This window comes from Rhizobium brockwellii (genome assembly GCF_000769405.2).
Classification (GTDB): Bacteria; Pseudomonadota; Alphaproteobacteria; order Rhizobiales; family Rhizobiaceae; genus Rhizobium; species Rhizobium brockwellii.
Genome location: NZ_CP053439.1, coordinates 2,091,862 through 2,113,429 on the forward strand (window position 1 = coordinate 2,091,862; position 21,568 = coordinate 2,113,429).

Annotated in this window: 23 protein-coding genes and 1 riboswitch; of the genes, 11 read left to right on the forward strand and 12 right to left on the reverse strand. The window is 61.0% G+C overall.

The features are described from left to right. Nucleotides 1-29 precede the first annotated feature (29 nt). The 6 genes from RLCC275e_RS10535 to sugE all read left to right on the forward strand — a co-directional run bounded on the left by RLCC275e_RS10535 (nucleotide 30) and on the right by sugE (nucleotide 5,777). Entirely contained in the window at nucleotides 30-980 is a 951-nt protein-coding gene (locus RLCC275e_RS10535; RefSeq protein WP_171816959.1) for a DMT family transporter, read from the forward strand. 97 nt (nucleotides 981-1,077) lie between these two features. Next, a complete protein-coding gene (locus tag RLCC275e_RS10540) occupies nucleotides 1,078-1,782 on the forward strand; it encodes a hypothetical protein (RefSeq protein ID WP_017994157.1) in 705 nt (234 codons plus the stop codon). Nucleotides 1,783-1,857: 75 nt separating this feature from the next. Next, the gene (locus RLCC275e_RS10545; RefSeq protein WP_033182742.1) at nucleotides 1,858-3,867 is read left to right on the forward strand and encodes an acetyl-CoA carboxylase biotin carboxylase subunit; all 2,010 of its coding nucleotides are present in this window, start codon (nucleotides 1,858-1,860) and stop codon (nucleotides 3,865-3,867) included. 396 nt (nucleotides 3,868-4,263) lie between these two features. Continuing rightward, nucleotides 4,264-4,626 carry a hypothetical protein gene (locus RLCC275e_RS10550; RefSeq protein WP_245485014.1) on the forward strand — a complete coding sequence of 121 codons (363 nt, stop codon included), beginning with the start codon at nucleotides 4,264-4,266 and terminating at the stop codon, nucleotides 4,624-4,626. A 156-nt stretch (nucleotides 4,627-4,782) separates the two neighbouring features. Beyond that, nucleotides 4,783-5,250 carry a YaiI/YqxD family protein gene (locus RLCC275e_RS10555; protein ID WP_033182744.1) on the forward strand — a complete coding sequence of 156 codons (468 nt, stop codon included), beginning with the start codon at nucleotides 4,783-4,785 and terminating at the stop codon, nucleotides 5,248-5,250. A gap of 212 nt (nucleotides 5,251-5,462) precedes the next feature. Continuing rightward, nucleotides 5,463-5,777, forward strand: a complete 315-nt coding sequence (gene sugE / locus RLCC275e_RS10560) for a quaternary ammonium compound efflux SMR transporter SugE (RefSeq protein ID WP_003559670.1) — start codon at nucleotides 5,463-5,465, stop codon at nucleotides 5,775-5,777. A 42-nt stretch (nucleotides 5,778-5,819) separates the two neighbouring features. Here sugE and RLCC275e_RS10565 read toward each other — a convergent pair whose 3' ends face one another. The 7 genes from RLCC275e_RS10565 to crcB form a co-directional block, all read right to left on the reverse strand. Continuing rightward, nucleotides 5,820-6,212, reverse strand: coding sequence for a DoxX family protein (locus RLCC275e_RS10565; protein WP_003559672.1), 393 nt, complete (start codon nucleotides 6,210-6,212; stop codon nucleotides 5,820-5,822). 139 nt (nucleotides 6,213-6,351) lie between these two features. Then, on the reverse strand, nucleotides 6,352-7,884 hold the full coding sequence (locus RLCC275e_RS10570; RefSeq protein ID WP_012757578.1) for an acyl-CoA carboxylase subunit beta: 1,533 nt from the start codon (nucleotides 7,882-7,884) through the stop codon (nucleotides 6,352-6,354). Nucleotides 7,885-7,992: 108 nt separating this feature from the next. Beyond that, nucleotides 7,993-8,451, reverse strand: a complete 459-nt coding sequence (locus RLCC275e_RS10575) for a calponin homology domain-containing protein (RefSeq protein ID WP_033182781.1) — start codon at nucleotides 8,449-8,451, stop codon at nucleotides 7,993-7,995. Between the two features lie 67 nt (nucleotides 8,452-8,518). Then, nucleotides 8,519-9,304 carry an ATP12 family chaperone protein gene (locus tag RLCC275e_RS10580; protein WP_033182745.1) on the reverse strand — a complete coding sequence of 262 codons (786 nt, stop codon included), beginning with the start codon at nucleotides 9,302-9,304 and terminating at the stop codon, nucleotides 8,519-8,521. Between the two features lie 9 nt (nucleotides 9,305-9,313). Beyond that, on the reverse strand, nucleotides 9,314-9,967 hold the full coding sequence (locus RLCC275e_RS10585; protein WP_033182746.1) for an HAD-IA family hydrolase: 654 nt from the start codon (nucleotides 9,965-9,967) through the stop codon (nucleotides 9,314-9,316). After that, entirely contained in the window at nucleotides 9,964-10,956 is a 993-nt protein-coding gene (locus RLCC275e_RS10590; protein WP_033182747.1) for an RluA family pseudouridine synthase, read from the reverse strand. Before RLCC275e_RS10590 ends, RLCC275e_RS10585 begins: the two co-directional genes overlap by 4 nt. 94 nt (nucleotides 10,957-11,050) lie before the next feature. Beyond that, nucleotides 11,051-11,428: a fluoride efflux transporter CrcB gene (crcB, locus tag RLCC275e_RS10595; RefSeq protein WP_033182748.1), complete on the reverse strand. Its 378-nt coding sequence runs from the start codon at nucleotides 11,426-11,428 to the stop codon at nucleotides 11,051-11,053. A 121-nt stretch (nucleotides 11,429-11,549) separates the two neighbouring features. Here crcB and RLCC275e_RS10600 point away from each other — a divergent pair, with 121 nt between their 5' ends. Beyond that, nucleotides 11,550-11,816, forward strand: a complete 267-nt coding sequence (locus RLCC275e_RS10600; protein ID WP_003559684.1) for a hypothetical protein — start codon at nucleotides 11,550-11,552, stop codon at nucleotides 11,814-11,816. A gap of 73 nt (nucleotides 11,817-11,889) precedes the next feature. On the opposite strand, the gene RLCC275e_RS10605 is transcribed toward RLCC275e_RS10600, so the two are convergent. After that, the gene (locus RLCC275e_RS10605) at nucleotides 11,890-12,891 is read right to left on the reverse strand and encodes a DUF1775 domain-containing protein (protein WP_033182749.1); all 1,002 of its coding nucleotides are present in this window, start codon (nucleotides 12,889-12,891) and stop codon (nucleotides 11,890-11,892) included. Nucleotides 12,892-12,964: 73 nt separating this feature from the next. Continuing rightward, a complete protein-coding gene (locus RLCC275e_RS10610) occupies nucleotides 12,965-13,345 on the reverse strand; it encodes a hypothetical protein (protein ID WP_033182750.1) in 381 nt (126 codons plus the stop codon). A gap of 157 nt (nucleotides 13,346-13,502) precedes the next feature. Continuing rightward, a riboswitch (glycine riboswitch) is annotated at nucleotides 13,503-13,595 on the forward strand. A gap of 156 nt (nucleotides 13,596-13,751) precedes the next feature. Here RLCC275e_RS10610 and gcvT point away from each other — a divergent pair. From gcvT to RLCC275e_RS10630, 4 genes are all read left to right on the forward strand, one after another. Next, nucleotides 13,752-14,888, forward strand: coding sequence for a glycine cleavage system aminomethyltransferase GcvT (gcvT, locus tag RLCC275e_RS10615; RefSeq protein WP_033182752.1), 1,137 nt, complete (start codon nucleotides 13,752-13,754; stop codon nucleotides 14,886-14,888). Between the two features lie 23 nt (nucleotides 14,889-14,911). Continuing rightward, entirely contained in the window at nucleotides 14,912-15,274 is a 363-nt protein-coding gene (gcvH, locus tag RLCC275e_RS10620; protein WP_003539971.1) for a glycine cleavage system protein GcvH, read from the forward strand. Next, nucleotides 15,274-18,138 (forward strand): aminomethyl-transferring glycine dehydrogenase, encoded by a 2,865-nt coding sequence (gene gcvP / locus RLCC275e_RS10625; protein ID WP_033182753.1) that lies wholly within the window; start codon nucleotides 15,274-15,276, stop codon nucleotides 18,136-18,138. Before gcvH ends, gcvP begins: the two co-directional genes overlap by 1 nt. Before the next feature lie 327 nt (nucleotides 18,139-18,465). Continuing rightward, complete coding sequence (locus tag RLCC275e_RS10630) at nucleotides 18,466-18,861, forward strand: YybH family protein (RefSeq protein ID WP_033184615.1); 396 nt, start codon at nucleotides 18,466-18,468, stop codon at nucleotides 18,859-18,861. Between the two features lie 58 nt (nucleotides 18,862-18,919). Here the strand turns inward: RLCC275e_RS10630 and tnpC are convergent, their stop codons facing one another. From tnpC to tnpA, 3 genes are all read right to left on the reverse strand, one after another. Then, on the reverse strand, nucleotides 18,920-20,476 hold the full coding sequence (gene tnpC, locus RLCC275e_RS10635; RefSeq protein ID WP_033184616.1) for an IS66 family transposase: 1,557 nt from the start codon (nucleotides 20,474-20,476) through the stop codon (nucleotides 18,920-18,922). Between the two features lie 69 nt (nucleotides 20,477-20,545). Next, the gene (tnpB, locus tag RLCC275e_RS10640) at nucleotides 20,546-20,899 is read right to left on the reverse strand and encodes an IS66 family insertion sequence element accessory protein TnpB (RefSeq protein WP_033184617.1); all 354 of its coding nucleotides are present in this window, start codon (nucleotides 20,897-20,899) and stop codon (nucleotides 20,546-20,548) included. Then, on the reverse strand, nucleotides 20,896-21,285 hold the full coding sequence (gene tnpA / locus RLCC275e_RS10645) for an IS66-like element accessory protein TnpA (protein WP_033184618.1): 390 nt from the start codon (nucleotides 21,283-21,285) through the stop codon (nucleotides 20,896-20,898). Before tnpA ends, tnpB begins: the two co-directional genes overlap by 4 nt. Between the last annotated feature and the right edge of the window lie 283 nt (nucleotides 21,286-21,568).

Sequence of the window (21,568 nt, forward strand, 5' to 3'; positions counted from 1 at the left end):
GGCTTGATTGCCCGGCCTTCTCATGGTTGATGGCGTCATCCTCGCAAGAATCAGCAGCCATGTCAGAGCCCCATCAAAATTCCCTGCAGGGCATGGCCATCATGTCCGGCGCCATGCTCATCCTGCCGATCATGGATGCGATCGCCAAATACATGGCGACCTTCGAAGCGATGTCGCCGGGTCAGGTGACCTTCTACCGATTCTTTTTCCAGATCGCCTGCACCCTGCCGATTCTTTTCGCCCTTTTCGGGTTGAAGGCGCTTTCGGCGCAACGGCCGTGGATGAACCTGCTGCGCGGTGTGCTGCATGGTGCTGCAAGCCTGCTTTTCTTCGTCGCCGTCAAATACATGCCGCTCGCCGATGTCTTCGCCATCTATTTCGTCGAGCCCTTCATGCTGACCGCCCTGTCGGCGCTGTTTCTCGGTGACAAGGTCGGCTGGCGGCGATGGACGGCGATCGTCGTCGGTTTCGGCGGCGCGATGATCGTCATTCAGCCGAGTTACGAAATCTTCGGCCTGAAGGCGCTGCTGCCGGTCGCCTGCGCCTTTCTGTTCTCGCTCTATCTCTTCCTCAACCGCGCCATCGGCGAGGCCGATTCGCCGCTGACCATGCAGACGATGGCCGGCATCGGCGGAACGATCTTCATGGCCGCCGCCCTTCTCGTCGGCAGCAGCTCCGGCAATGCCGATTTTGCGGTCTCCCTGCCCTCCTCCGGTCTCGGCGTTGTCCTGCTTCTCGCCCTCGGCACGATCTCGGGTTATGCGCATATGCTCGTGGTCCGGGCTTTTCGTCTCGCGCCGCTGTCGCTGCTTGCGCCGTTCCAGTACTTCGAGATCATCTCGGCGACCGTTCTCGGCTATGCGTTGTTCAACGATTTCCCGAGCTTTTCCAAATGGATCGGCATCTTCATCATCGTTGCTTCAGGCCTCTTCATCATCTGGCGGGAGCGGCTGCAGGCGCGATCATTAAAATCTTCCTGACCTCGGGAATATCGGGTTAACTCCGCTTCTTGAGGGATCGTCAATTCGCAGGCGCTAAAACTGTCTCCGGTTTCATGATGAAGCCTGGAGTTAAAACATGAGCGAATTTCGTCTCGCTTTTCCGGCCTGTGTCGTGGCCGGCAAGCATCGGCTGACGGCCGAAGATATAGTGCTGTTGCGCAAACATGCTTTCCCGGAGGGCATCCGGACATCCGACGATGTCGTGGCGATGTTGGCGCTCAATAATTCCTGCCCTGAAAAATGTGCCGCGTGGAACGCTTTCTTCGTCGAGCAGCTCGCCGGCTTCATCGTCCATTATACTTATCCGCAGGGCTCGCTGGATGAAATCAACGTCGCCTGGATCATGCGCATGTTCACGACCGACGGTGTCGTCAACTCGGCGCTGGAACTCGAGCTCATTCTCCACGTCATGGAGATTTCGGCCGATGTTCCCGGTGAGTTGAGAGCGCTCGCCCTCGATCAGCTCCGCCTGGCGATCACCGACAATATCGGTGGCTACAAGCTGTCGCGTGCCGTTGATCGCCGAGGCGTCACCCGCCAGGACGTCGACTACGCGATGCGCATTTTCAGAAGCGTCGCCGAAGGTGGTGTCATCCCCGTCTCGTCGGTCGAATACGGCGTTCTCCAGCAGATCGAGCGGGCAACGCTGTCCGGCGCCAATCATCCGCACTGGACGGGGATCATGGCTGCCGTCGAGCTGCGCGATTATGCCGAGCCGCGGCGCAGCCGCTGGCTGCGCATCGTCGACGAGGAGCCCGTCGCAGAAGCTGCCGTCGCCTGACGCGCCGCAAGCCTGATTGTGCGTTCCGGTGTTTTGTGCGTAAAACTCCGGGATGCATTTCTGGGTGGAGTCTCGATGTTCAAGAAAATCCTGATCGCGAATCGCGGCGAAATCGCCTGCCGCGTGATCAAGACTGCGCGCCGCATGGGCATTTTGACCGTCGCGGTCTATTCGGATGCGGATCGGGACGCGCTGCATGTCGAGATGGCCGACGAGGCCGTGCATATCGGCCCGGCTGCGGCGTCCGAGAGTTATCTGGTTGCCGAAAAGATCATTGCCGCCTGCAAGGCAACCGGTGCCGAGGCGGTGCATCCGGGTTACGGCTTCCTGTCCGAACGCGCCTCCTTTTGCGCTGAACTGGAAAAGCAGGGCATCGTCTTCATCGGCCCGAAGCCGAAGGCCATCATGGCGATGGGCGACAAGATCGAATCGAAGAAATTCGCCAACGCCGCCGGTGTCTCCACCGTGCCCGGCCATCTCGGCATCATCGAGGATGCCGCCCATGCGGAAGTGATCGCTGGCGGGATCGGATATCCCGTCATGATCAAGGCGTCGGCCGGTGGCGGTGGCAAGGGCATGCGCATTGCGTGGAACGAGGCTGATGTGCGCGACGGCTTCGAACGCGCCCGCTCGGAGGCGAAAAGCTCCTTCGGCGACGACCGCGTCTTCATCGAGAAGTTCGTCGTCGAGCCGCGCCATATCGAGATCCAGGTGCTCGCCGATGCGCATGGCAACGTCGTCTATCTCGGCGAGCGCGAATGCTCGATCCAGCGGCGGAACCAGAAGGTCGCGGAAGAGGCGCCCTCGCCCTTCCTCGACGAAGCGACCCGCAAGGCCATGGGCGAACAATCGGTGGCGTTGGCGAAGGCCGTCGATTACCAGAGCGCCGGCACCGTCGAATTCATCGTCGACCGCGACCGCAATTTCTATTTCCTGGAAATGAACACCCGCTTGCAGGTCGAGCATCCCGTGACCGAACTCGTCACCGGCATTGATCTCGTCGAGCAGATGATCCGGGTCGCAGCCGGAGAGCCCCTTCCCTTTGTTCAGCAGGATATCAGGCTCGAAGGCTGGGCGATCGAGAGCCGGCTCTATGCCGAAGATCCCTACCGCAACTTCCTGCCCTCGATCGGCCGCCTGACGCGCTACCGCCCGCCGGCGGAAGGCAGGACCGGCAATGTCGTCGTCCGCAACGACACCGGCGTCTTCGAAGGCGCCGAGATCTCGATGTATTACGATCCGATGATCGCCAAGCTCTGCACCTGGGCGCCGACGCGGCTGGAAGCGATCGACGCCATGGGTCAGGCGCTCGACGGCTTCGTTGTCGATGGTATCGAGCACAATGTTCCTTTCCTGTCGGCGCTGATGAAACATCCGCGCTGGCGCGAGGGCCGGCTGTCGACAGGCTTCATCGCCGAGGAATATCCTGACGGCTTCGCACCGATGAAACCGGACCCGGCGGAAGAAGCCGTGCTTGCCGCGATCGCCCTCTCCGCCTCGCTGATCGAAACGAGCCGCCGCGAACGTTTCGCCGATCGTCTGCGCGCCACATCGGGCGCGCTACGCGAGCATTGGGTGGTCAAGATCGGCGACAACCATGTCGCGGCAAGATTGCTTGACGGCCTAGTCACCATCCCCTTCGATATGGACATCGCGATCGAGGGTGAGAACAAGAGCGTTGTCACCGATTGGAGACCGGGTGACCCGGTCTGGAGCGGCAAGGTCGGCGGTCTCGACATCACCGCGCAGATTCGCCCCGTTCTGAACGGGTTGCGTATCGACTGGCAGGGGCTTTCGGTGATTGCCAAGGTCTTTTCGCCGCGTCATGCCGAACTCGACAGGCTGATGCCGGTGAAGCTGCCGCCCGATACCTCCAAACTCCTGCTCTGCCCGATGCCCGGCCTCGTCGTCGCCATCGCCGTTACCGAGGGCCAGGAGGTCAAGGCGGGTGAGACGCTTGCGATCGTCGAAGCGATGAAGATGGAAAACGTGCTGCGCGCCGACCGCGATCTCGTCGTCTCGAAGATCAATGCCGCGGCCGGCGAAAGCCTGGCCGTCGATGCCGTCATCATGGAATTCGACTGAGAGATAAGCCATACGGCCGGCTTCACGTCAGCCCGGCTTGCCGACCATGCCAAGCTCAGCCCGAAGCAGGAAAACCGCTCGAAGTGACGACCGGGCAGCGGGCGTAGCCCGCCATTTCCTCGCTTGAAGTCCGCCGTTCCTTCGTAATATGCGGAGCCTCGAGCTGATGCATTCGGGCAAGGAGCATCCGCAGCGTCGTGTTGTACTAACGCATGATACAAAGACTGCGGGACCTGAAGTAAAGCCGCTCGATACCCCAAAAGTAACGCGCCGGATCTACAAAGAGCTTCACCAAGTATGAAGCCCTTTCATGTTACAGCTTCGGTGCTTGAGCAATCATGCTTCGCCAAGGGGGACCCTATGATTTTTCGGACTGTTATTTCAGCTTGCGCATTTGTGTTACTGCCCGCCGTCGCACATGCGGACCCCACAGGTTCCTACAAGGTTGCCGGCACCAGCGAGGACGGCAGCAAATATAGCGGTACCGTCAAAGTGCTTCGCAACGGCGAGACCTATATCGTCGACTGGATGATCGGTAAGAACGAGTCGATCGGCACCGGCCTCGGCGCAAAATTCAGCGGCGATCGTTTCGAAATGGGTCCGGCCAGCGACGAAGACACGGCGATCTCCGTGGGTTACGTCTCGAAGGAAAATTTCGGCATCGCCATGTATTTCGAGCAGCCGGACGGCAGCTGGCAGGGTGTCTGGACCTATGGCGGCTCGGAAAAGGTTGCGAGCGAAATCTGGACTCGCGAGTAATCCGCGCGTATCAGCCGTCGGCATTAGATCCGGAAGTTTTCAGGTCGGATCGACCTAAAAATTAAACCCGTATCTAAATCAAAGAATTAGAGCATGATGTCTTCCGAAAACCGCTCACACTTTTCGGCATCATGCTCTAGGTGAGGTGAACAGCCCTTGATCTATGTCGACGCAGATGCCTGCCCGGTGAAGCCGGAAATCCTGAAGGTGGCCGAACGCCACGGCCTCGAGGTCACCTTCGTTGCCAATTCCGGCCTGCGTCCCTCGCGCGATCCGATGATCCGCAACGTCATCGTCTCCAACGCCTTCGACGCCGCCGACAACTGGATCGCCGAACGCGCCGGCGCGGGCGATGTCGTCGTCACCGCCGATGTGCCGCTTGCCGTGCGCTGTGTCGCGACCGGCGCCTTCGTCAGCGGCCCCACAGGGCGCGTCTTCGACGAAACCAATATCGGCATGGCGAGCGCCATGCGCGATCTTGGCGCGCACTTGCGCGAAACCGGCGAGAGCAAGGGCTACAACGCCGCCTTCAGCCCGAAGGACCGTTCACGCTTCCTCGAAACCTTTGATCGCCTCTGCCGCCGCGCCAAGAGCCTTGCCTCGGAGGCTGGCGGGCAGCAGTGATGCAGCAACTAAAGCTGCTACAGCGTCCTTGCAGGTCTGAAAGACGCGCGGCGCTGTAGACCGCAAGAAACGGGTGGCATGGCAGCTATGCCGATTCCTATCTTGAAGTCGGCCGTTTCCTCACGCATATAAGCGCTATCGCAGACGACTGCGGCATCCTCTGGGATGCAACTGTCGCGGGGACGGCCTCGCTCTTGAACAAGGAGAGTCGCATGGCCTGGTTTCTGCTTTTTCTCGCCGGTCTTTTCGAATGTGGCTGGGCAATCGGCCTTAAATATACCGAGGGTTTCACACGGCCGCTGCCGACGGCGCTGACCGTCATATCCATGGTGGTGAGCATCGTTCTGCTCGGCCTGGCGGTGAAGCACCTGCCGATCGGCACCGCCTATGCGGTCTGGACCGGCATCGGCACGGTCGGCACCGTATTTCTCGGCATCTGGCTGCTTGGCGATGAGGCAAGTGTCTCCCGTCTTGCCTGCATCACGCTGATCGTCGCCGGCATCGCCGGTCTGAAGCTTACCGCCTGATGTGAAGGTTGAGGGGCGTCGCGACGCCCCTCAGTCTATCGTTCAGGCTGCCTTGCGGTTATCGACGGCAAAAGCGCCGGGACCGGAGAAGAACAGGTAGAGGAAGACGAAGCAGAACAGTATCGCCGCATCGCCCTGGTTGACGGCCGGAAAGAAGCTGTTCGGGGCATGCGCCATGAAATAGGCGACCGCCATTTCGCCGGCCAGCAGGAAGGCAACAGGGCGCGTCAGCAGGCCGACGAGAATGAGGATACCACCGATAAGCTCAAGAAGGGCGGCGAAAAGCATCAGCGGCGGCAACGGGCCAGCCATCTGCGCAGCCGGGAAAGCGAAAAGCTTCATCGTGCCGTGTTCGATGAACAGCAGCGCAGTGATGATTCTGAGAGCGGCCAGCCCATAGGGGCGATAGGCAGAAAGACGCTCGAAAGTTGACATTAAACCTCTCCATTAAAACAATAAGAGCCGAGCGTTAGCCTGTCCCTCGCAAGGATAGAACACACGGATCGCTGACGGCCGTTCACTTTTTCGACAGTGGCTAAACACCTGACCGGACAGTTTTATTCGCCGGCAGCCGTCAAAGCGGGATGTTGTCGTGTTTCTTCCAGGGATTGGCGAGATCCTTGTTGCGCAGCATCTTCAGACCGCGCGCCAGCCGCCTGCGGGTCGAGTGCGGCATGATCACCTCATCGACATAACCGCGCTCGGCGGCGACGAAGGGCGAGAGGAACCGGTCTTCATACATTTTCGTATGCGCGGCGATTTTCTCCGGATCGGCAATATCCTTGCGGAAGATGATCTCGACGGCGCCCCTGGCGCCCATCACGGCGATCTGCGCCGTCGGCCAGGCATAGTTGAGGTCGCCGCGCAGATGCTTCGACGCCATCACGTCATAGGCGCCGCCGAAGGCCTTGCGGGTGATGACGGTGAGCTTCGGCACCGTCGCCTCGGCATAGGCAAAGAGCAGTTTAGCGCCGTGCTTGATGAGGCCGCCATATTCCTGCGCCGTACCCGGCAGGAAGCCCGGCACGTCGACGAAGGTGACGATCGGAATATTGAAGCAGTCGCAGAAGCGCACGAAACGGGCGGCCTTGCGTGAGGCGTCGCTGTCGAGAACACCGGCCAGCACCATCGGCTGGTTGGCGACGAAACCGACGGTGGAGCCTTCGACGCGGCCGAAGCCGCAGACGATGTTTTTGGCAAAGCTCGTCTGGATCTCGAAGAAATCCCCCTCGTCCGCCACCTTCCGGATCAGTTCCTTGATGTCGTAAGGCTTGTTGGAGCTCGCCGGCACCAGCGTATCGAGCGACATGTCGATCTCTGTCACCGACTGGTAACATTCGATCTCCGGCAATGGCGCGGTGTTCGAAAGCGGAAGGAAATCGATCAGCCGTCGCACCTGCAGCAGCGTTTCGACATCGTTGTCATAGGCGCCGTCGGCAATCGACGAGCGCACTGTATGCACGATAGCGCCGCCGAGTTCTTCGGATGTCACCGTCTCGTTGGTCACGGTTTTCACCACATCGGGACCGGTGACGAACATGTAGGAGGTATCACGCACCATGAAGATGAAATCGGTCATCGCAGGCGAATAGACGTCGCCGCCGGCGCAAGGACCCATGATCACCGAGATCTGCGGAATGACACCGGAGGCCAGCACATTGCGCTGGAACACCTCGGCATAACCGCCGAGGGCCGCCACGCCCTCCTGGATGCGGGCGCCGCCCGCATCGTAGATACCGACGATCGGCGCGCGGTTCTTCAGCGCCATGTCCTGCACTTTCATGATCTTCTCGGCATGCGCCTCAGACAGCGAGCCGCCGAAGACGGTGAAGTCCTTGGCGAAGACGAACACGGTGCGGCCATTGACCGTGCCCCAACCGGTGACGACGCCGTCGCCGGCGATACGGCTCTTGTCCATGCCGAAATCGGTGGAGCGGTGTTCGACGAACATGTCGAACTCCTCGAAGGAACCTTCGTCGAGGAAGAGGTCGATGCGCTCGCGCGCCGTCAGCTTGCCGCGCTTGTGCTGGGCGTCGATACGCGCCTCGCCGCCGCCGAGGCGGGCAATGTCGCGGCGCCGTTCCAGTTCTTCGAGAATTTCCTTCATGCGATCTCCCTCACCGCTGCGGGCGGCAATCCGGCGGTTAAAACGTCGCGCTAGAGCATGATGCCGAAAAGTGTGCGCGGTTTTCGGACAACATCATGCTCTAACGATTTAGCGCCCGCGCCCGCTGAGTGAGAAAACCGAGCGTATCCTAGCAGCGGCGTCCTCAGCCAGGATCTCGTCGGCAAGCTTGGGATCGGCAGCGATGCTGGTGACGTCGAAGGCGCTGACGGCGATGACCGAGCCGTCCTCCACCGAGGCCGCGTCGATGCTGATCTTGACGACGTTGCGGTCCTTCTGGAAGCCGAGGCCTTTCTGGATGGAAACCACGCGGATAGTCAGCACCACCCGCGGCAGCACGGTGTCGCGCACGGTGGCATTGATCGCTGCGTTGACGCGGTCGTTGATACCGGAAAGCAGCTCGGCCGGCATGTTCGGACCGGAGAGAACGACGGCACTGCGCACATCATAGACCGGCGCCGCCGGCTTGGTGACCGAGAGGCTGCCGCAGGCTGTGAGCGCGACACAGACGAGTGTCGCCCGGCAAAAACACGACCTCAGCCAATTCATTGCAAAATCCCGCACCACCCCGTTGGAGTCGCAGACTTCGTCATAATGCATTGGAAGGCAATATGTTTCAGGCGCTTAGGGCGAAAAAAACATCCGCTGCGGCTTTGAACTCGGCAAAGCGCTTGGACCGCCGCTGCTCGGCTTCCTCGTCGCTGCCCCAATGCTCGATCGTCCAATCCTCATCGAGATGGGCAAGCGACCATGCCTCCTCAGTCGTTACCCGGCCCTCGGCGAAGGCGAGCGCCAGGATCGCCGAGCCGGTCAGCGTGGTGACTGTGTGGAGGGCGGCCAGCGCCATCGGGCTATCATATCTCGCGAGCGTGACGGCGAAGGCGGCAGTCGCCTCGCGCGGCTGCTCCTGCGGCATCACCCCTTCGACGAGGATGAAGCGGGCGCCGAGATCATTCGCTGCCCAGTCGATCACGGGATCCCAGTGCTCGGCCTGGCGCTCGACCAGCAGTTCCGGCTCCTCGGCGCGGTAGCAGATCAGGTCGCTGGAGGAAAAGCGCAATATATCCTCGAAGATAGCCTGCGCATTGGCGGCAACGCCGTCGAGTGCCGTGTTGACGAGCCGTGTCACCGGCATGCTCACCGGGTTGATCTCTTCGCCCTGCGCCTGCCATTCGGCGGCGACAAGCCGCGCCAGCGCCTCGGTCGGCACGGCGAGAACCAGGCGCGCCGGCGTGCGCACCATCTTTCCGTCGAGGGTGATCGCAAAACCGCCCTCGTGCTGGGCAACGGAAACGTCGGTATAGAAGCGCTTGGGCAGCGGCTTCTTCATCTGGATCTGCGCGCGGCGGATGGGATCGGGATGGCTCAAGCCTTCGGAAAGGTCGTTCAGCAGATCGCGCATGGGCTCACCTCAGGAAAAATGACGCAATATCTCGTTCGGATGGTAGGCGATCGCATCAGCGCCGTTGGCGATCAGTTCATCCACGCTGGCATAGCCCCAGGCAACGCCGATCGCCTTGGCGCCGGCAGCCTTTGCCATCTGCATATCGTAAACCGCATCGCCGATGACAATGGTGTCGGCAGCATTCATGCCGGTTTCATCGCAGCATTCCGTCACCATGGCCGGATGCGGTTTGGAAGGGCAATCGTCGGCGGTGCGTGCGACGATGAAATGCTTGTCGAAGCCATGCGTCTCCATCACGGCCTTGAGCCCGCGCCTGGATTTGCCCGTCACCGCGCCGATCAGCAGGTCATCGCGTCCGCTGATCGCGTCGATCATCTCGCGAATGCCGGGAAACAGAGGCTCCTTATAGTCAAGATCCTGACGCACGATCGAGAACAGCGATTTGTAATGCGCCGTCATGTCGATATCTTGCTGCTCCACATGCGGCCTGCCCTGCATGCGGGCAATCGCAATATCGAGGGACAGGCCGATAATGGCCTTGGTGTCTTCAAATCGCGGTTCCGGCTTGCCGAACTTGTCGAAGGTCCTGCGCATGGTTTCGTGGATCAGACTGGCGCTGTCGACCAGCGTGCCGTCGCAATCGAAAAGCGCCAGTTTCATTCGGCGTCCCTTTCGGCACCGGCAAGGTCGAGACCGAGAAGGTTCCAGGTCTGCACCATATGCGCTGGCAGCGGCGCACTGATGCGCAGGCGGCCGCCGGAGGGATGCGGGATGTCGATGTGACGCGCGTGCAGATGCAGCTTCTTCTGGACGCCGCCTGGAAAATCCCAATTCGGATCGTCGTCGAAATATTTCGGATCGCCGATGATCGGATGGCCGATATGCAGGGCATGGACGCGCAACTGATGCGTACGGCCGGTATAGGGCTCCATCTCCAGCCAGGCGAGGTTCTGTGCCGCCGTCTCCAGCACGCGGTAGAAGGAAATCGCATGGTCGGCGCCGTCCTCGCCGTGCTTGGCGATGCGCATGCGGTCGCCGTCGACCGTCGGTTCCTTCACCAGCCAGGTCGAGATCTTATCCTCGTGCTTGCGCGGCACGCCCTTGACCAGCGCCCAGTAGGTCTTCTTGGTATCGCGCTCGCGGAAGGCAGCCGTCAGCTTCTGCGCCGCACCGCGGGTGCGGGCAATGACGAGAACACCCGAGGTGTCGCGGTCGAGACGGTGAACGAGCCGCGGCTTCTCACCCTTCGGGCTGGTCCAGGCTTCGAGCATCTGGTCGATATGCCTGGCCACACCCGAGCCGCCCTGCACCGCAAGGCCAGGGGGCTTGTTGAGTACGATCACCTTTTCGTCCTCGTGCAGCACCATGCGCGACAAAAGTTGGAAATCCGTCGAATGTTTGAGATCCTTGCCGGCGATCGGTCCGGATTTCAGCTTCGCATCGACATCCATCGGCGGCACGCGCACCGTCTGGCCGGGCTGCACGCGCGCATCCGATTTGACACGCCCACCGTCGACGCGCACCTGGCCGGAGCGCAAGAGCTTCTGCAGCGGACCGAAGCCGAGCCCGGGAAAATGCACCTTGAACCAGCGATCGAGCCGCATGCCGGCTTCGTCGGGTTCAACCTTGATATGTTCTATGCCAGCCATAAACGATCTTTCGGAAATTGCAGCGCAGGCCGAGCCGGCGTTCTTGCCGCAGCCTTTAGAGCATTTTCAAGCAAAACGGAAACCGGAAAAGAAATCAGGCCAAAGCGCGCATGACGGCGAGCCCGGCGATGACGGCCGCCATCGAAAGTCCGACACTTGCAGCGATATAAATACCGCCGGCGACGGCCTCGCCGCGCTCGAACAGCGAGATCGCATCCAGCGAGAAGGCCGAGAAGGTTGTGAAGCCGCCGAGGAAGCCGGTGATCAGCAGCAGGCGCAGCTCCACCGAGGCGTTGAACTTCCGCGCGATCAGCTCGGCGAAGACGCCGATGACGAAGCAGCCGACAATATTGACGGCGAGCGTGCCCCACGGAAATGCCGGCCCCATGAGTCTCAGCGCCCACTGGCCGACATAATATCTGAGAAGAGAACCGATGGCGCCGCCGGCGGCGACGAGAAGAGCCTGGATCATCAGCCGGATTTATCGCAACTCCGCAACGATTCCAATCGAGAAGGTATGAATTCTTACCATCCGGTAAAATGCCGATGATTTTCTTATAATGGCGCCAAGATCGTGCCGATACCGTGACGGCATGACCCAGCTCCTGTCCATATCGGCCAGCACCGCCGCTATTGCGTTCGAGTCGCTCCGAATCCCCCAGCGTGTCGCGACGAGCACCGCCGCCCGCGATGCGCGCCGCGTTGCCGACCGGCAGTTGAAGGCCGAAGGCACCGAGGAAATAGACGAGCCCTCCAGCATCATCCAATCGACCGAAGTGGCCCTCGACCTGATGGCCAAGGGCAATCGCCAGCCGCAGGCCGGCCTGAAACAGGCGCTGCGATCCTACGAAGACTTCTGAGGCCATCGCCTTCCAAACGAAAGCCCGCGACTGCCGTCACAGTCGCGGGCTTTTCTGTTTAATGAGTCTACTTTCATTTGCCCTGGGCGGAGAGCACCTGCAGGACCAGATCGACCTTGCCGGCCTTTTCGAAGATCAGCGTCACCGGCACCGTATCGCCCTGCTTGAACGGCGTCTTCACCTTCTGGAACATCAGATGCAGGTTGCCGGGCTCAAGCTTGACCGTCTCGCCGGCGCCGATGGCGATGCCGTCCTTCAGCTGGCGCATCCGCATGACATTGTCCTTCGTCACCATCTCGTGGATCTGAACCTCGCCGGCTGCGGGCGAGCTAACGGACACCAGTCGATCGTCCGTCTGGCCGTTGTTCTTCACCGTGAAAAAGCCGCCGCCGACCGGCTGGCCGGGCAGCATTGCCTTGGCGAAGCCACCGGAGACTTCGAGATCGCCGGCCTTGACCGTTTCGCCGGCCGGCGCCGCAGCGCCCATGCCCGCCATAGCGGACATGTCCATGCCGGCCATATCGTCATGATCGTGACCATGATCTTCGCCGGCAACGACCTTCAAGAGCGGCGCCGGACTTTTCATCCCATGCGCATCGCCACCTTCTTTCGCCACCTGGTCCCAGGCCTCGACGGTGTCGCCACACATCTGCGTGACGGGAAAGGCGAGCGAGGTGCCGGCCGCGATGCCGGATACCTTACCCTGGATGACGAAAGTGTCGTAGAAATCGTCGGAGAGATTGCCGTTTTTCCAGCGTATCTCGATCGCGCCCTTGTTCACCTTGTCGCCGTGATTGTCGTAGGTCTTCTGGTAGTCGCCCTTGATCACCTCGAGGTCCCAGCCGGCCTTCGGCTGCGGCTTGGCGAAAACGAATCCCTCAGGCAGCTTGACCCGCACTTCCGTGGTCGCCTTGCCGTCGCAGCCATGCGGCACCTGCAGCGTGGCGAGAATGGTGCTGTCTTGCTTCGCCTCTCTGTCGAGGAAGGTCACATGCGCCTCGGCGCTGGCAAAGGCGGTTGCGGAAATTACGGCGGCAAGCCCGAATGTCTTGCCAAATGTCTTGATAGTTTTCATCGGATATCTCCTCGCCGGCCACGGACCTCTCTCGGGCGGACCGGCATGCTGCATCATGGGTTGCGGAAGCAGATCAGGCGAGGACGGGAGGTGCGCGGGAATTCGGCCGGCTGACAGCGCTTGCGCCTGTTATGGCTGATGTTTCGATCGGCGCGTTGATTAGCGCGGCGAGCTTGCGCTCAAGCCAGGAGTCCGTATTCGGAGCCGGCAGGATGACGGAGGCCGACAGCCGGCAGGCTTCGCAATTCGGCTTGAAGGCAACGGTCTTGCCGTCGGTGTCCTTCACGGTCACGCAGAGCGAGGCGAAGGTACCGTCGGGCAGCACATAGGCCGCGGCATCGTAGCCTTCGGAGGCGACAGCCTCTGGTGCCTGATGGGCAAGCCCAAGCAAAAGCAGGCTCAATGCGCAAAGCATGCGCAGGAAGAGCGTCGCTTTCAGTCCGGTCTGCCGCATGAGATCCCCTTCAACAGCATGTCGCGATAGCCGTTTTCCCCACGGAATGCAAAAACAGATTTGTCGCAGATCAGGGCTTGGCCGGGATATGGCGACAAAAAATTGTCCGGTCACGACATTTGGCCTTGCCAAGCGCTGCAGCCGCCGGATAATTGCGCCAACCTTGTTGGGAGAAGCCGGTGCTTTCGCCACCGGTGCCGAAGGAGCAACCGCCCCGGAAACTCTCAGGCAAAAGGACCAGCAAGGGGCAGACGGAACTCTGGAGAGAAGCGTTCTCGAAACGCTCGCCGAAGGGATAACAATCTCAGGCGCAAGGACAGAGGGGGCTCAGGAGAGAAGCGCGCAGCCGCGCCTTCAGATTTGAGCCCGCGCCTTCGCGAGAAGGCGCAAACCCCGGAGGCGTCTTTTGGACGATACTGCTGCCCTGAAGAAAACCCCGCTGCATGCCCTGCATCTTTCGCTCGGCGCCCGCATGGTACCTTTCGCCGGCTACGACATGCCGGTGCAATATCCCGCAGGTGTGATGAAGGAGCATCTTCATACCCGCGCCGAAGCCGGCCTCTTCGATGTCTCCCACATGGGCCAGGTCATCGTGAAAGCGAAGTCGGGCAGCTACGAGGATGCCGCTCTCGCGCTCGAAAGCCTGGTGCCCGTCGATATATTGGGTCTTGCCGAAGGCCGCCAGCGCTATGGCTTCTTCACCGACGATACCGGCTGCATTCTCGACGATCTGATGATCACCCATCTCGACGACCACCTTTTCATCGTCGTCAACGCTTCCTGCAAAGAGGCCGATCTCGCCCATCTGCAGGCTCATATCGGCGACCAATGCGACATCACCGTCCTCGACCGCGCATTGATCGCGCTGCAGGGACCGCGCGCAGTTTCGGTTCTCGCCGAGCTCTGGGCCGACGTCGCGGCGATGAAATTCATGGACGTCCGCCACTGCCGCCTGCACGATGTTTCCTGTCTGGTCTCGCGCTCCGGCTATAGCGGCGAGGACGGCTTCGAGATCTCGATTCCATCAGACAAGGCCGTGGATGTCACCATGCGGTTGCTCGAACATCCCGATGTCCAGGCGATCGGCCTTGGCGCTCGCGATTCGCTGCGCCTCGAAGCTGGCCTCTGCCTCTACGGCAACGATATCGACACGACCACCTCGCCGGTCGAAGCCGCACTCGAATGGGCCATGCAGAAGGCAAGGCGCGGCAACGGCGCGCGCGCCGGCGGCTTCCCGGGCTCTGGCCGCATCCTGTCCGAACTCGAAAACGGCGCTGCGCGCCGCCGCGTCGGCCTGAAGCCGGAAGGCAAGGCGCCGGTGCGCGGCCATGCGAAGCTCTATGCCGATGCCGAGGGCAAGGTCGAAATCGGCGAAGTCACCTCGGGCGGCTTCGGCCCCAGCGTCGAAGGCCCGGTCGCCATGGGGTACGTGCCGCTCTCCCATGCTGCGGCAGGCACGCTCGTCTATGCCGAGGTGCGCGGCAAATATCTGCCGACCACCGTCAGCGCCCTACCCTTCGTCACACCGACCTACAAACGCTAAACCTTTTCCAGAGAGGACGAACAATGCTGAAATTTACCGAAGAACACGAATGGCTGAAGATCGAAGGCGGCGTTGCGACGGTCGGCATCACCACCTATGCCGTCGAACAGCTCGGCGACCTGGTTTTCGTCGAATTGCCGGAAGTCGGCGCGACTTTCTCCAAGAACGGCAATGCCGCGACCGTTGAATCCGTCAAGGCTGCTTCCGACGTCTATTGTCCGCTGGATGGCGAGATCACCGAGGTCAATCCGGCCATCGTTGCAGATCCGTCGCTGGTCAATTCCGATCCTCAGGGCGCTGGCTGGTTCTTCAAGCTTAAGCTTGCAAATGCTGCCGACGCCGACGGCCTGCTCGACGAGGCGGCCTACAAGGAGCTCACTGCGTAATGACGACGCCGACAGAATTCCAGTTCACCGACTATCAGCCCTACGATTTCGCCAATCGCCGCCATATCGGCCCCTCGCCGGCCGAGATGACCGACATGCTGAAGGTGATCGGTTACAACAGCCTCGACGGCCTGATCGACGCGACGCTGCCGCCGTCGATCCGCCAGAAGGCGCCGCTCGTCTGGGGCGCGCCGATGACCGAGCGCGAGGCGCTCGACAAGCTGCGCGAGACCGCCAACAAGAACAAGGTGCTGGTCTCGCTGATCGGCCAGGGTTACTATGGCACGATCACGCCGCCGGTCATCCAGCGCAACATCCTGGAAAACCCGGCCTGGTACACCGCCTATACGCCTTACCAGCCGGAGATCAGCCAGGGCCGCCTGGAAGCGCTGCTGAACTACCAAACGATGATCTGCGACCTCACCGGACTCGACGTCGCCAACGCTTCGCTGCTCGACGAGGCGACTGCTGCCGCCGAAGGCATGGCGATCGCCGAGCGCGTCGCCAAGTCGAAGGCAAAGTCTTTCTTCGTCGATGCCGACTGCCATCCGCAGACCATCGCCCTCATCCGCACCCGCGCCGAGCCGCTCGGCTGGAGCGTCATCGTCGGCAATCCCTTCACCGATCTCGATCCTGTCGACGTCTTTGGCGCGATCTTCCAGTATCCCGGCACACACGGTCACGTGCATGATTATACCGGCCTGATCTCACGCCTGCATCAGACTGGCGCCATAGCGATCGCCGCCGCCGATATCCTGGCGCTGACGCTGCTGAAATCGCCCGGCGAAATGGGTGCCGATATCGCCGTCGGATCCTCGCAGCGCTTCGGCGTCCCGGTCGGCTATGGCGGCCCGCATGCAGCCTATATGTCGGTCAAGGATGCCATCAAGCGCTCCATGCCCGGCCGCCTCGTTGGCGTCTCCGTCGACGCCCGCGGCAACCGCGCCTATCGCCTGTCGCTGCAGACCCGCGAACAGCATATCCGCCGCGAAAAGGCGACGTCGAACATCTGCACCGCGCAGGTGCTGCTTGCCGTCATGGCCTCCATGTACGCCGTCTTCCACGGCCCGAAGGGCATCAAGGCGATCGCCCAGCAGGTGCACCAGAAGGCCGTGCTGATGGCCAAGGGCCTGGAAAAGCTCGGTTATAAGGTCGAGCCCGAGACCTTCTTCGACACGATCACCGTCGATGTCGGCCATATGCAGGGTCTCATCCTGCGTGCCGCCGTCGCCGAAGGCGTCAATCTGCGCAAGGTCGGCGAAACCAAAATCGGCATGAGCCTTGACGAACGCACCCGGCCGGCGACGCTCGAAGCCGTCTGGCGCGCCTTCGGCGGCAATTTCACCATTGCCGATTTCGAGCCTTCCTACCGCCTGCCGAAGGGCCTGCTCCGCACCAGCGATTACCTCACCCATCCGATCTTTCACATGAACCGCGCCGAAAGCGAGATGACGCGTTACATCCGCCGGCTCTCCGACCGGGATCTGGCGCTCGACCGCTCGATGATCCCGCTCGGTTCCTGCACGATGAAGCTCAATGCGACGGCGGAAATGCTGCCGATCACCTGGCCGGAATTTTCCGACATCCATCCCTTCGTGCCGGCCGACCAGGCGCTCGGCTACCGCGAGATGATCGACGACCTGATCGAAAAGCTCTGCGCCGTCACCGGCTACGACGCCTTCTCCATGCAGCCGAATTCCGGCGCGCAGGGCGAATATGCCGGCCTGCTGACGATCCGCAACTATCATATCGCCAATGGCGACGGCCATCGCGACGTCTGCCTGATCCCGACCTCTGCGCATGGCACCAACCCGGCCTCGGCTCAGATGGTCGGCATGAAGGTCGTCGTCGTCAAGGTGCGCGAAAATGGCGATATCGATCTCGACGATTTCCGCGCCAAAGCTGAGCAGCATGCGGCAAACCTTTCGTGCTGCATGATCACCTATCCCTCGACGCACGGCGTCTTTGAGGAGACCGTCAAGGAAATCTGCGATCTGGTGCACGAGCATGGCGGCCAGGTTTATCTCGACGGCGCCAACATGAACGCCATGGTCGGCCTGTCCCGCCCCGGTGACATCGGCTCCGACGTTTCGCATCTCAATCTGCACAAGACCTTCTGCATTCCGCATGGCGGCGGCGGACCCGGCATGGGCCCGATCGGCGTCAAGGCGCATCTGGCCCCCTACCTGCCCGGCCATCCCGAAACCGACGGCCGTCCGGGTGCGGTCTCGGCCGCCGCCTTCGGCTCCGCCTCGATCCTGCCGATCTCCTGGAGCTATTGCCTGATGATGGGCGGCGAAGGCCTGACGCAGGCGACCAAGGTGGCGATCCTGAACGCCAACTATATCGCCACCCGGCTGAAGGGCGCCTATGACGTGCTCTACAAGTCGGCTGCCGGCCGTGTCGCGCATGAATGCATCATCGACACCCGTCCGTTGGTCGACAGCTCAGGCGTCACCGTCGACGACGTCGCCAAGCGGCTGATCGACTGCGGCTTCCATGCGCCGACCATGAGCTGGCCGGTCGCCGGGACGCTGATGATCGAGCCGACGGAAAGCGAGACCAAGGCCGAGCTCGACCGTTTCTGCGAGGCAATGCTGGCGATCCGCGAGGAAGCCCGCGCCATCGAGGATGGCCGCATGGACCAGGTGAACAACCCGCTGAAGAACGCGCCGCACACGGTGGAAGATCTCGTCGGCGAGTGGGATCGCCCCTACTCGCGCGAACAAGCCTGCTTCCCGCCCGGCGCCTTCCGCGTCGACAAATACTGGTCCCCGGTCAACCGCGTCGACAATGTCTATGGCGACCGCAACCTGATCTGCACCTGCCCGCCGGTGGAAAGCTACGCCGAGGCAGCCGAATAGCGGTCAAGCCTGACGCTGTAGCGAAGGGCCGAGCAATCCAAGCCCCTTCCATCATGGGAGGGGCTTTCCTAATTCTGATAGAAATGTGCGTCTAACCGTAAACGGTGTGCCGCTGGCACCTTGACTAGCTTGCTCAAAATTGGACGTGATCATTTGCCAGTCGCTGACGCTGGTGATAAAGATGCACCATGGAATTTGTTCGCGCTTTCACTGTGATTATTATCACCATTCATCGAGTGGTGGGTTAAGCACGTCATATTTCCAGACAAAGCAACCCGCCGCGAGGCGGGTTTTGTTTTTCCGCTCGCGGCCATTTTGGAGTCCAGAATGTCCGACCATCCCTTGAAAGCCCTTATCGAATCTGCAGACCGTTCCATATCGGCCAAAGACTTCGACGGCTTGATGCGATTTTACACCGATGATGCCACCTTAGTGGTCAAGGCAGGCATGTACGCCAAAGGCAAAGACCAGATCAGGAAAGCGTTCGAAGCAATCTCTGCTCATTTCCAAGGTAAATTGAAAGTCCGCCAAGGGCGGATGGAGGTGATCGAGGGCGGAGACACAGCGTTGGTCATCATGGAAACGTGGTTGGATGCCGTCGACGAAAGCGGCATTGCGACGTCGACGGTACGACGTGCCACCTATGTGTTTCGTAGAGACTCGTCTGGCACCTGGTTATGCGCTGTAGACAATTCCTACGGCACGGCTCTCCTCGATAGTTGAGAATGCCCCCGGCCCGGTGCCCACGTTGGGTCGGGGACAGCGTTCCGGTTGGCGCAGATTACGTTGCCGCATACTGCCACGGCAGAAGCTCATCAATCCGGTTCTGCCTGTGGCCGTTGACAATGGCGGTGAGCGTGGCGGTCAGGTAGGCCTGCGGATCAACCGAATTGAGCTTACACGTCTCGATGAGCGAGGCGATGGTCGCCCAGTTCTCAGCACCAGTGTCGTGCCCGGCAAAGAGCGCATTCTTACGATTGAGGGCTATCGGCCGGATGGTCCGCTCGACACTGTTGTTGTCGATCTCGATGCGGCCATCGGTCAGGAAGAGCTTCAGACCATCCCAGTATTTGGCAATGTAGGCCAAGGCCTCGCCGAGTGGGGACTTGGTTGAGACACGGGCACGGTGATGGACAAGCCAGGTTTGCATGTCGGCGACGAGTGGCGCTGACCGCTCCTGCCGTCCAGCGAGACGAACCTGCGGATCACGGCCGCGCAGTTCGGCCTCGATGCGATACAGTTCACCGATCCGTTTGACGCCGTCTTCGGCAATCGGTGCTATTCCGTTGTGGGTGATCTCCACCAACTTGCGACGGGCGTGTGCCCAACAATAGGCAAGCCGAATGTCCGGGCCAACGCGCTCTGGTGCGATCAGCCTGTTGTATCCGGTATAGCCATCGACCTGCAGGATACCGGAGAAGCCCCGCAATATTCGTTCTGCATGAATGCCTCCTCGACCAGGCGCATAGGTGAAGGCCACGCCCGGTGGAGCGCCGCCGCCCCATGGGCGATCATCCCGCGCGAGCGCCCAGAAGTATCCGGTCTTGGTTTTGCGGGAGCCAGGATCAAGCACCGGAGCACGGGTTTCGTCCATGAACAGCTTGGTCGAGCGCTTCAGGTCGGCAATCAGTGCATCGAAGACGGGCCGCAATTCATAGGCTGCCCGACCGACCCAGTCTGCGAGCGTGGAGCGGTCGAGATCGACACCCTGGCGGCTCATGATCTGGGCCTGGCGGTAAAGCGGAAGGTGATCGGCATATTTGGAGACCAGAACATGCGCGACGGTCGCTTCGGTCGGTAGGCCTGCCTGGATCAGCCGTGCTGGAGCTGGGGCCTGAAGGACGCCGTCGGTGCAGGCACGGCACGCATATTTGGGACGACGCGTGACGATGACGCGCAATTGCGCCGGGACCACGTCCAAACGCTCCGAGACATCCTCGCCAATGCAATGCAGGCATCCACCGCAGGCGCAGATTAGGCTTTCCGGCTCGATCACCTCTTCGACACGGGGAAGGTGCTTTGGAAGGGAGCCGCGATTGATCGCGTGTGCCTTGGCAATCCTGTTTCCAGCAGGAACGTCCGCCTCATCCTCGGCATGGATCGCTGCAATGGCCGTTTCCAGGTCTTCCAGTGCCAGATCAAACTGGCAGGGATCGGTCTTCTCAGACTTGCGCCCGAAGGCTGCCTGCTTGAACGCTGCGACCAGCTTCTCAAGCCGTTCGATCCGCTCATCCTTGCGGGCTATCTGGGCGTCTTTGCCTGCCTCGCGTGCCTGGGCTGCGAGCAGCATCGCCTTCAGGGCGGCAACATCATCGGGAAGGTCGGCGGCGTCTAGCATGGCTAGAACCTACCAAAATCCAGCCCGTTTTGCCTTTGGAATTTATAGTCCTGAGTCATCGTGCCGCAGCTATTCGATGACCTCCGGGGTTCTCGTCTGTATGGCATGAACCCGCCGCCAATCGAGGCCCGCAAACAGAGCTTCGAACTGGGCGTGGGTGAGCGTCATCAATCCATCCTTGATGCCTGGCCAAGTGAACGTCTGCTCTTCCAGCCGTTTGTAGGCCATGACGATCCCGGAGCCATCCCAGTAGATCAGCTTCAACCGGTCCGCCTTGCGTGATCGGAACACGAAGACCGTTCCGGTAAACGGGTCCTTGTGCAGCTCATTCTTCACCAGCGCCGCCAAGCCGTCATGACCCTTGCGGAAGTCTACGGGTTTGGTGGCCACCATGATCCTGACGAGGTTTGACGGAAAGATCATGTCGCCGCCGCCAGGGCGCGAGCGATTGCAGCGATCCGGGTCGCAGATGCGCCTTCCTCCAGGCGGATCGTGACCGGACCAACGACGATCTCGGCACGGGAAACGGCTTTGACCTTCGACGGCACAGGCAACGGCGGCTCGACAACCATGGCCGCGAATTCGACGGCGTCTTCTGGCTCTGGCAACACCAGCTTGCCCTGCCGCGCCATCGTCCGCCAGGTGGAAAGGCTGTTGGCTCGCAATCCATAGCGCTGCGCAACTTCATTGACTGTCGTGTCAGGCCTCAAGCTTTCCGAAACAATCTTCGCCTTGACCTCGTCCGGCCAATGTCGGTGAACCTCACGTCCAGGCTTCCTGGTTGTGAGAAACTCCAATGTAGTCTCCATGGAGAAACTCCCGTTCTTCATCCATGGAAAGCCGATCACAGATTAGACGGCAGCGAGCAATGTGGGAGTGGAACAGCGGTTACGTCTAACCTGTGTGGTTAGCAGCCGATCCAGGCTCAATTCCTCGGCAAGGGCACCAGTTCCCCTGCTCTCCATCAGCGTCGAATCGTGCCGGTTTGCGGCCTAGAACAGGATGATTTTAGGCCCGGTCGGCCTAAAATCTGAGTCCTGTTCTACATTATATGATTAGAGCATGATGTCGTCCGAAAACCGCTTACACTTT

Excerpts from the sequence above, each read along its gene's own strand:
- RLCC275e_RS10535 (WP_171816959.1), top strand. The coding sequence starts at position 30 with ATGGCGTCATCCTCGCAAGAATCAGCAGCCATGTCAGAGCCCCATCAA.
- RLCC275e_RS10540 (WP_017994157.1), top strand. The coding sequence starts at position 1,078 with ATGAGCGAATTTCGTCTCGCTTTTCCGGCCTGTGTCGTGGCCGGCAAG.
- RLCC275e_RS10545 (WP_033182742.1), top strand. The coding sequence starts at position 1,858 with ATGTTCAAGAAAATCCTGATCGCGAATCGCGGCGAAATCGCCTGCCGC.
- sugE (WP_003559670.1), top strand. The coding sequence starts at position 5,463 with ATGGCCTGGTTTCTGCTTTTTCTCGCCGGTCTTTTCGAATGTGGCTGG.
- RLCC275e_RS10565 (WP_003559672.1), bottom strand. The coding sequence starts at position 6,212 with ATGTCAACTTTCGAGCGTCTTTCTGCCTATCGCCCCTATGGGCTGGCC.
- RLCC275e_RS10570 (WP_012757578.1), bottom strand. The coding sequence starts at position 7,884 with ATGAAGGAAATTCTCGAAGAACTGGAACGGCGCCGCGACATTGCCCGC.
- RLCC275e_RS10575 (WP_033182781.1), bottom strand. The coding sequence starts at position 8,451 with ATGAATTGGCTGAGGTCGTGTTTTTGCCGGGCGACACTCGTCTGTGTC.
- RLCC275e_RS10580 (WP_033182745.1), bottom strand. The coding sequence starts at position 9,304 with ATGCGCGATCTGCTGAACGACCTTTCCGAAGGCTTGAGCCATCCCGAT.
- RLCC275e_RS10585 (WP_033182746.1), bottom strand. The coding sequence starts at position 9,967 with ATGAAACTGGCGCTTTTCGATTGCGACGGCACGCTGGTCGACAGCGCC.
- RLCC275e_RS10590 (WP_033182747.1), bottom strand. The coding sequence starts at position 10,956 with ATGGCTGGCATAGAACATATCAAGGTTGAACCCGACGAAGCCGGCATG.
- crcB (WP_033182748.1), bottom strand. The coding sequence starts at position 11,428 with ATGATCCAGGCTCTTCTCGTCGCCGCCGGCGGCGCCATCGGTTCTCTT.
- RLCC275e_RS10600 (WP_003559684.1), top strand. The coding sequence starts at position 11,550 with ATGACCCAGCTCCTGTCCATATCGGCCAGCACCGCCGCTATTGCGTTC.
- RLCC275e_RS10605 (WP_033182749.1), bottom strand. The coding sequence starts at position 12,891 with ATGAAAACTATCAAGACATTTGGCAAGACATTCGGGCTTGCCGCCGTA.
- RLCC275e_RS10610 (WP_033182750.1), bottom strand. The coding sequence starts at position 13,345 with ATGCGGCAGACCGGACTGAAAGCGACGCTCTTCCTGCGCATGCTTTGC.
- gcvH (WP_003539971.1), top strand. The coding sequence starts at position 14,912 with ATGCTGAAATTTACCGAAGAACACGAATGGCTGAAGATCGAAGGCGGC.
- gcvP (WP_033182753.1), top strand. The coding sequence starts at position 15,274 with ATGACGACGCCGACAGAATTCCAGTTCACCGACTATCAGCCCTACGAT.
- RLCC275e_RS10630 (WP_033184615.1), top strand. The coding sequence starts at position 18,466 with ATGTCCGACCATCCCTTGAAAGCCCTTATCGAATCTGCAGACCGTTCC.
- tnpC (WP_033184616.1), bottom strand. The coding sequence starts at position 20,476 with ATGCTAGACGCCGCCGACCTTCCCGATGATGTTGCCGCCCTGAAGGCG.
- tnpB (WP_033184617.1), bottom strand. The coding sequence starts at position 20,899 with ATGATCTTTCCGTCAAACCTCGTCAGGATCATGGTGGCCACCAAACCC.
- tnpA (WP_033184618.1), bottom strand. The coding sequence starts at position 21,285 with ATGGAGACTACATTGGAGTTTCTCACAACCAGGAAGCCTGGACGTGAG.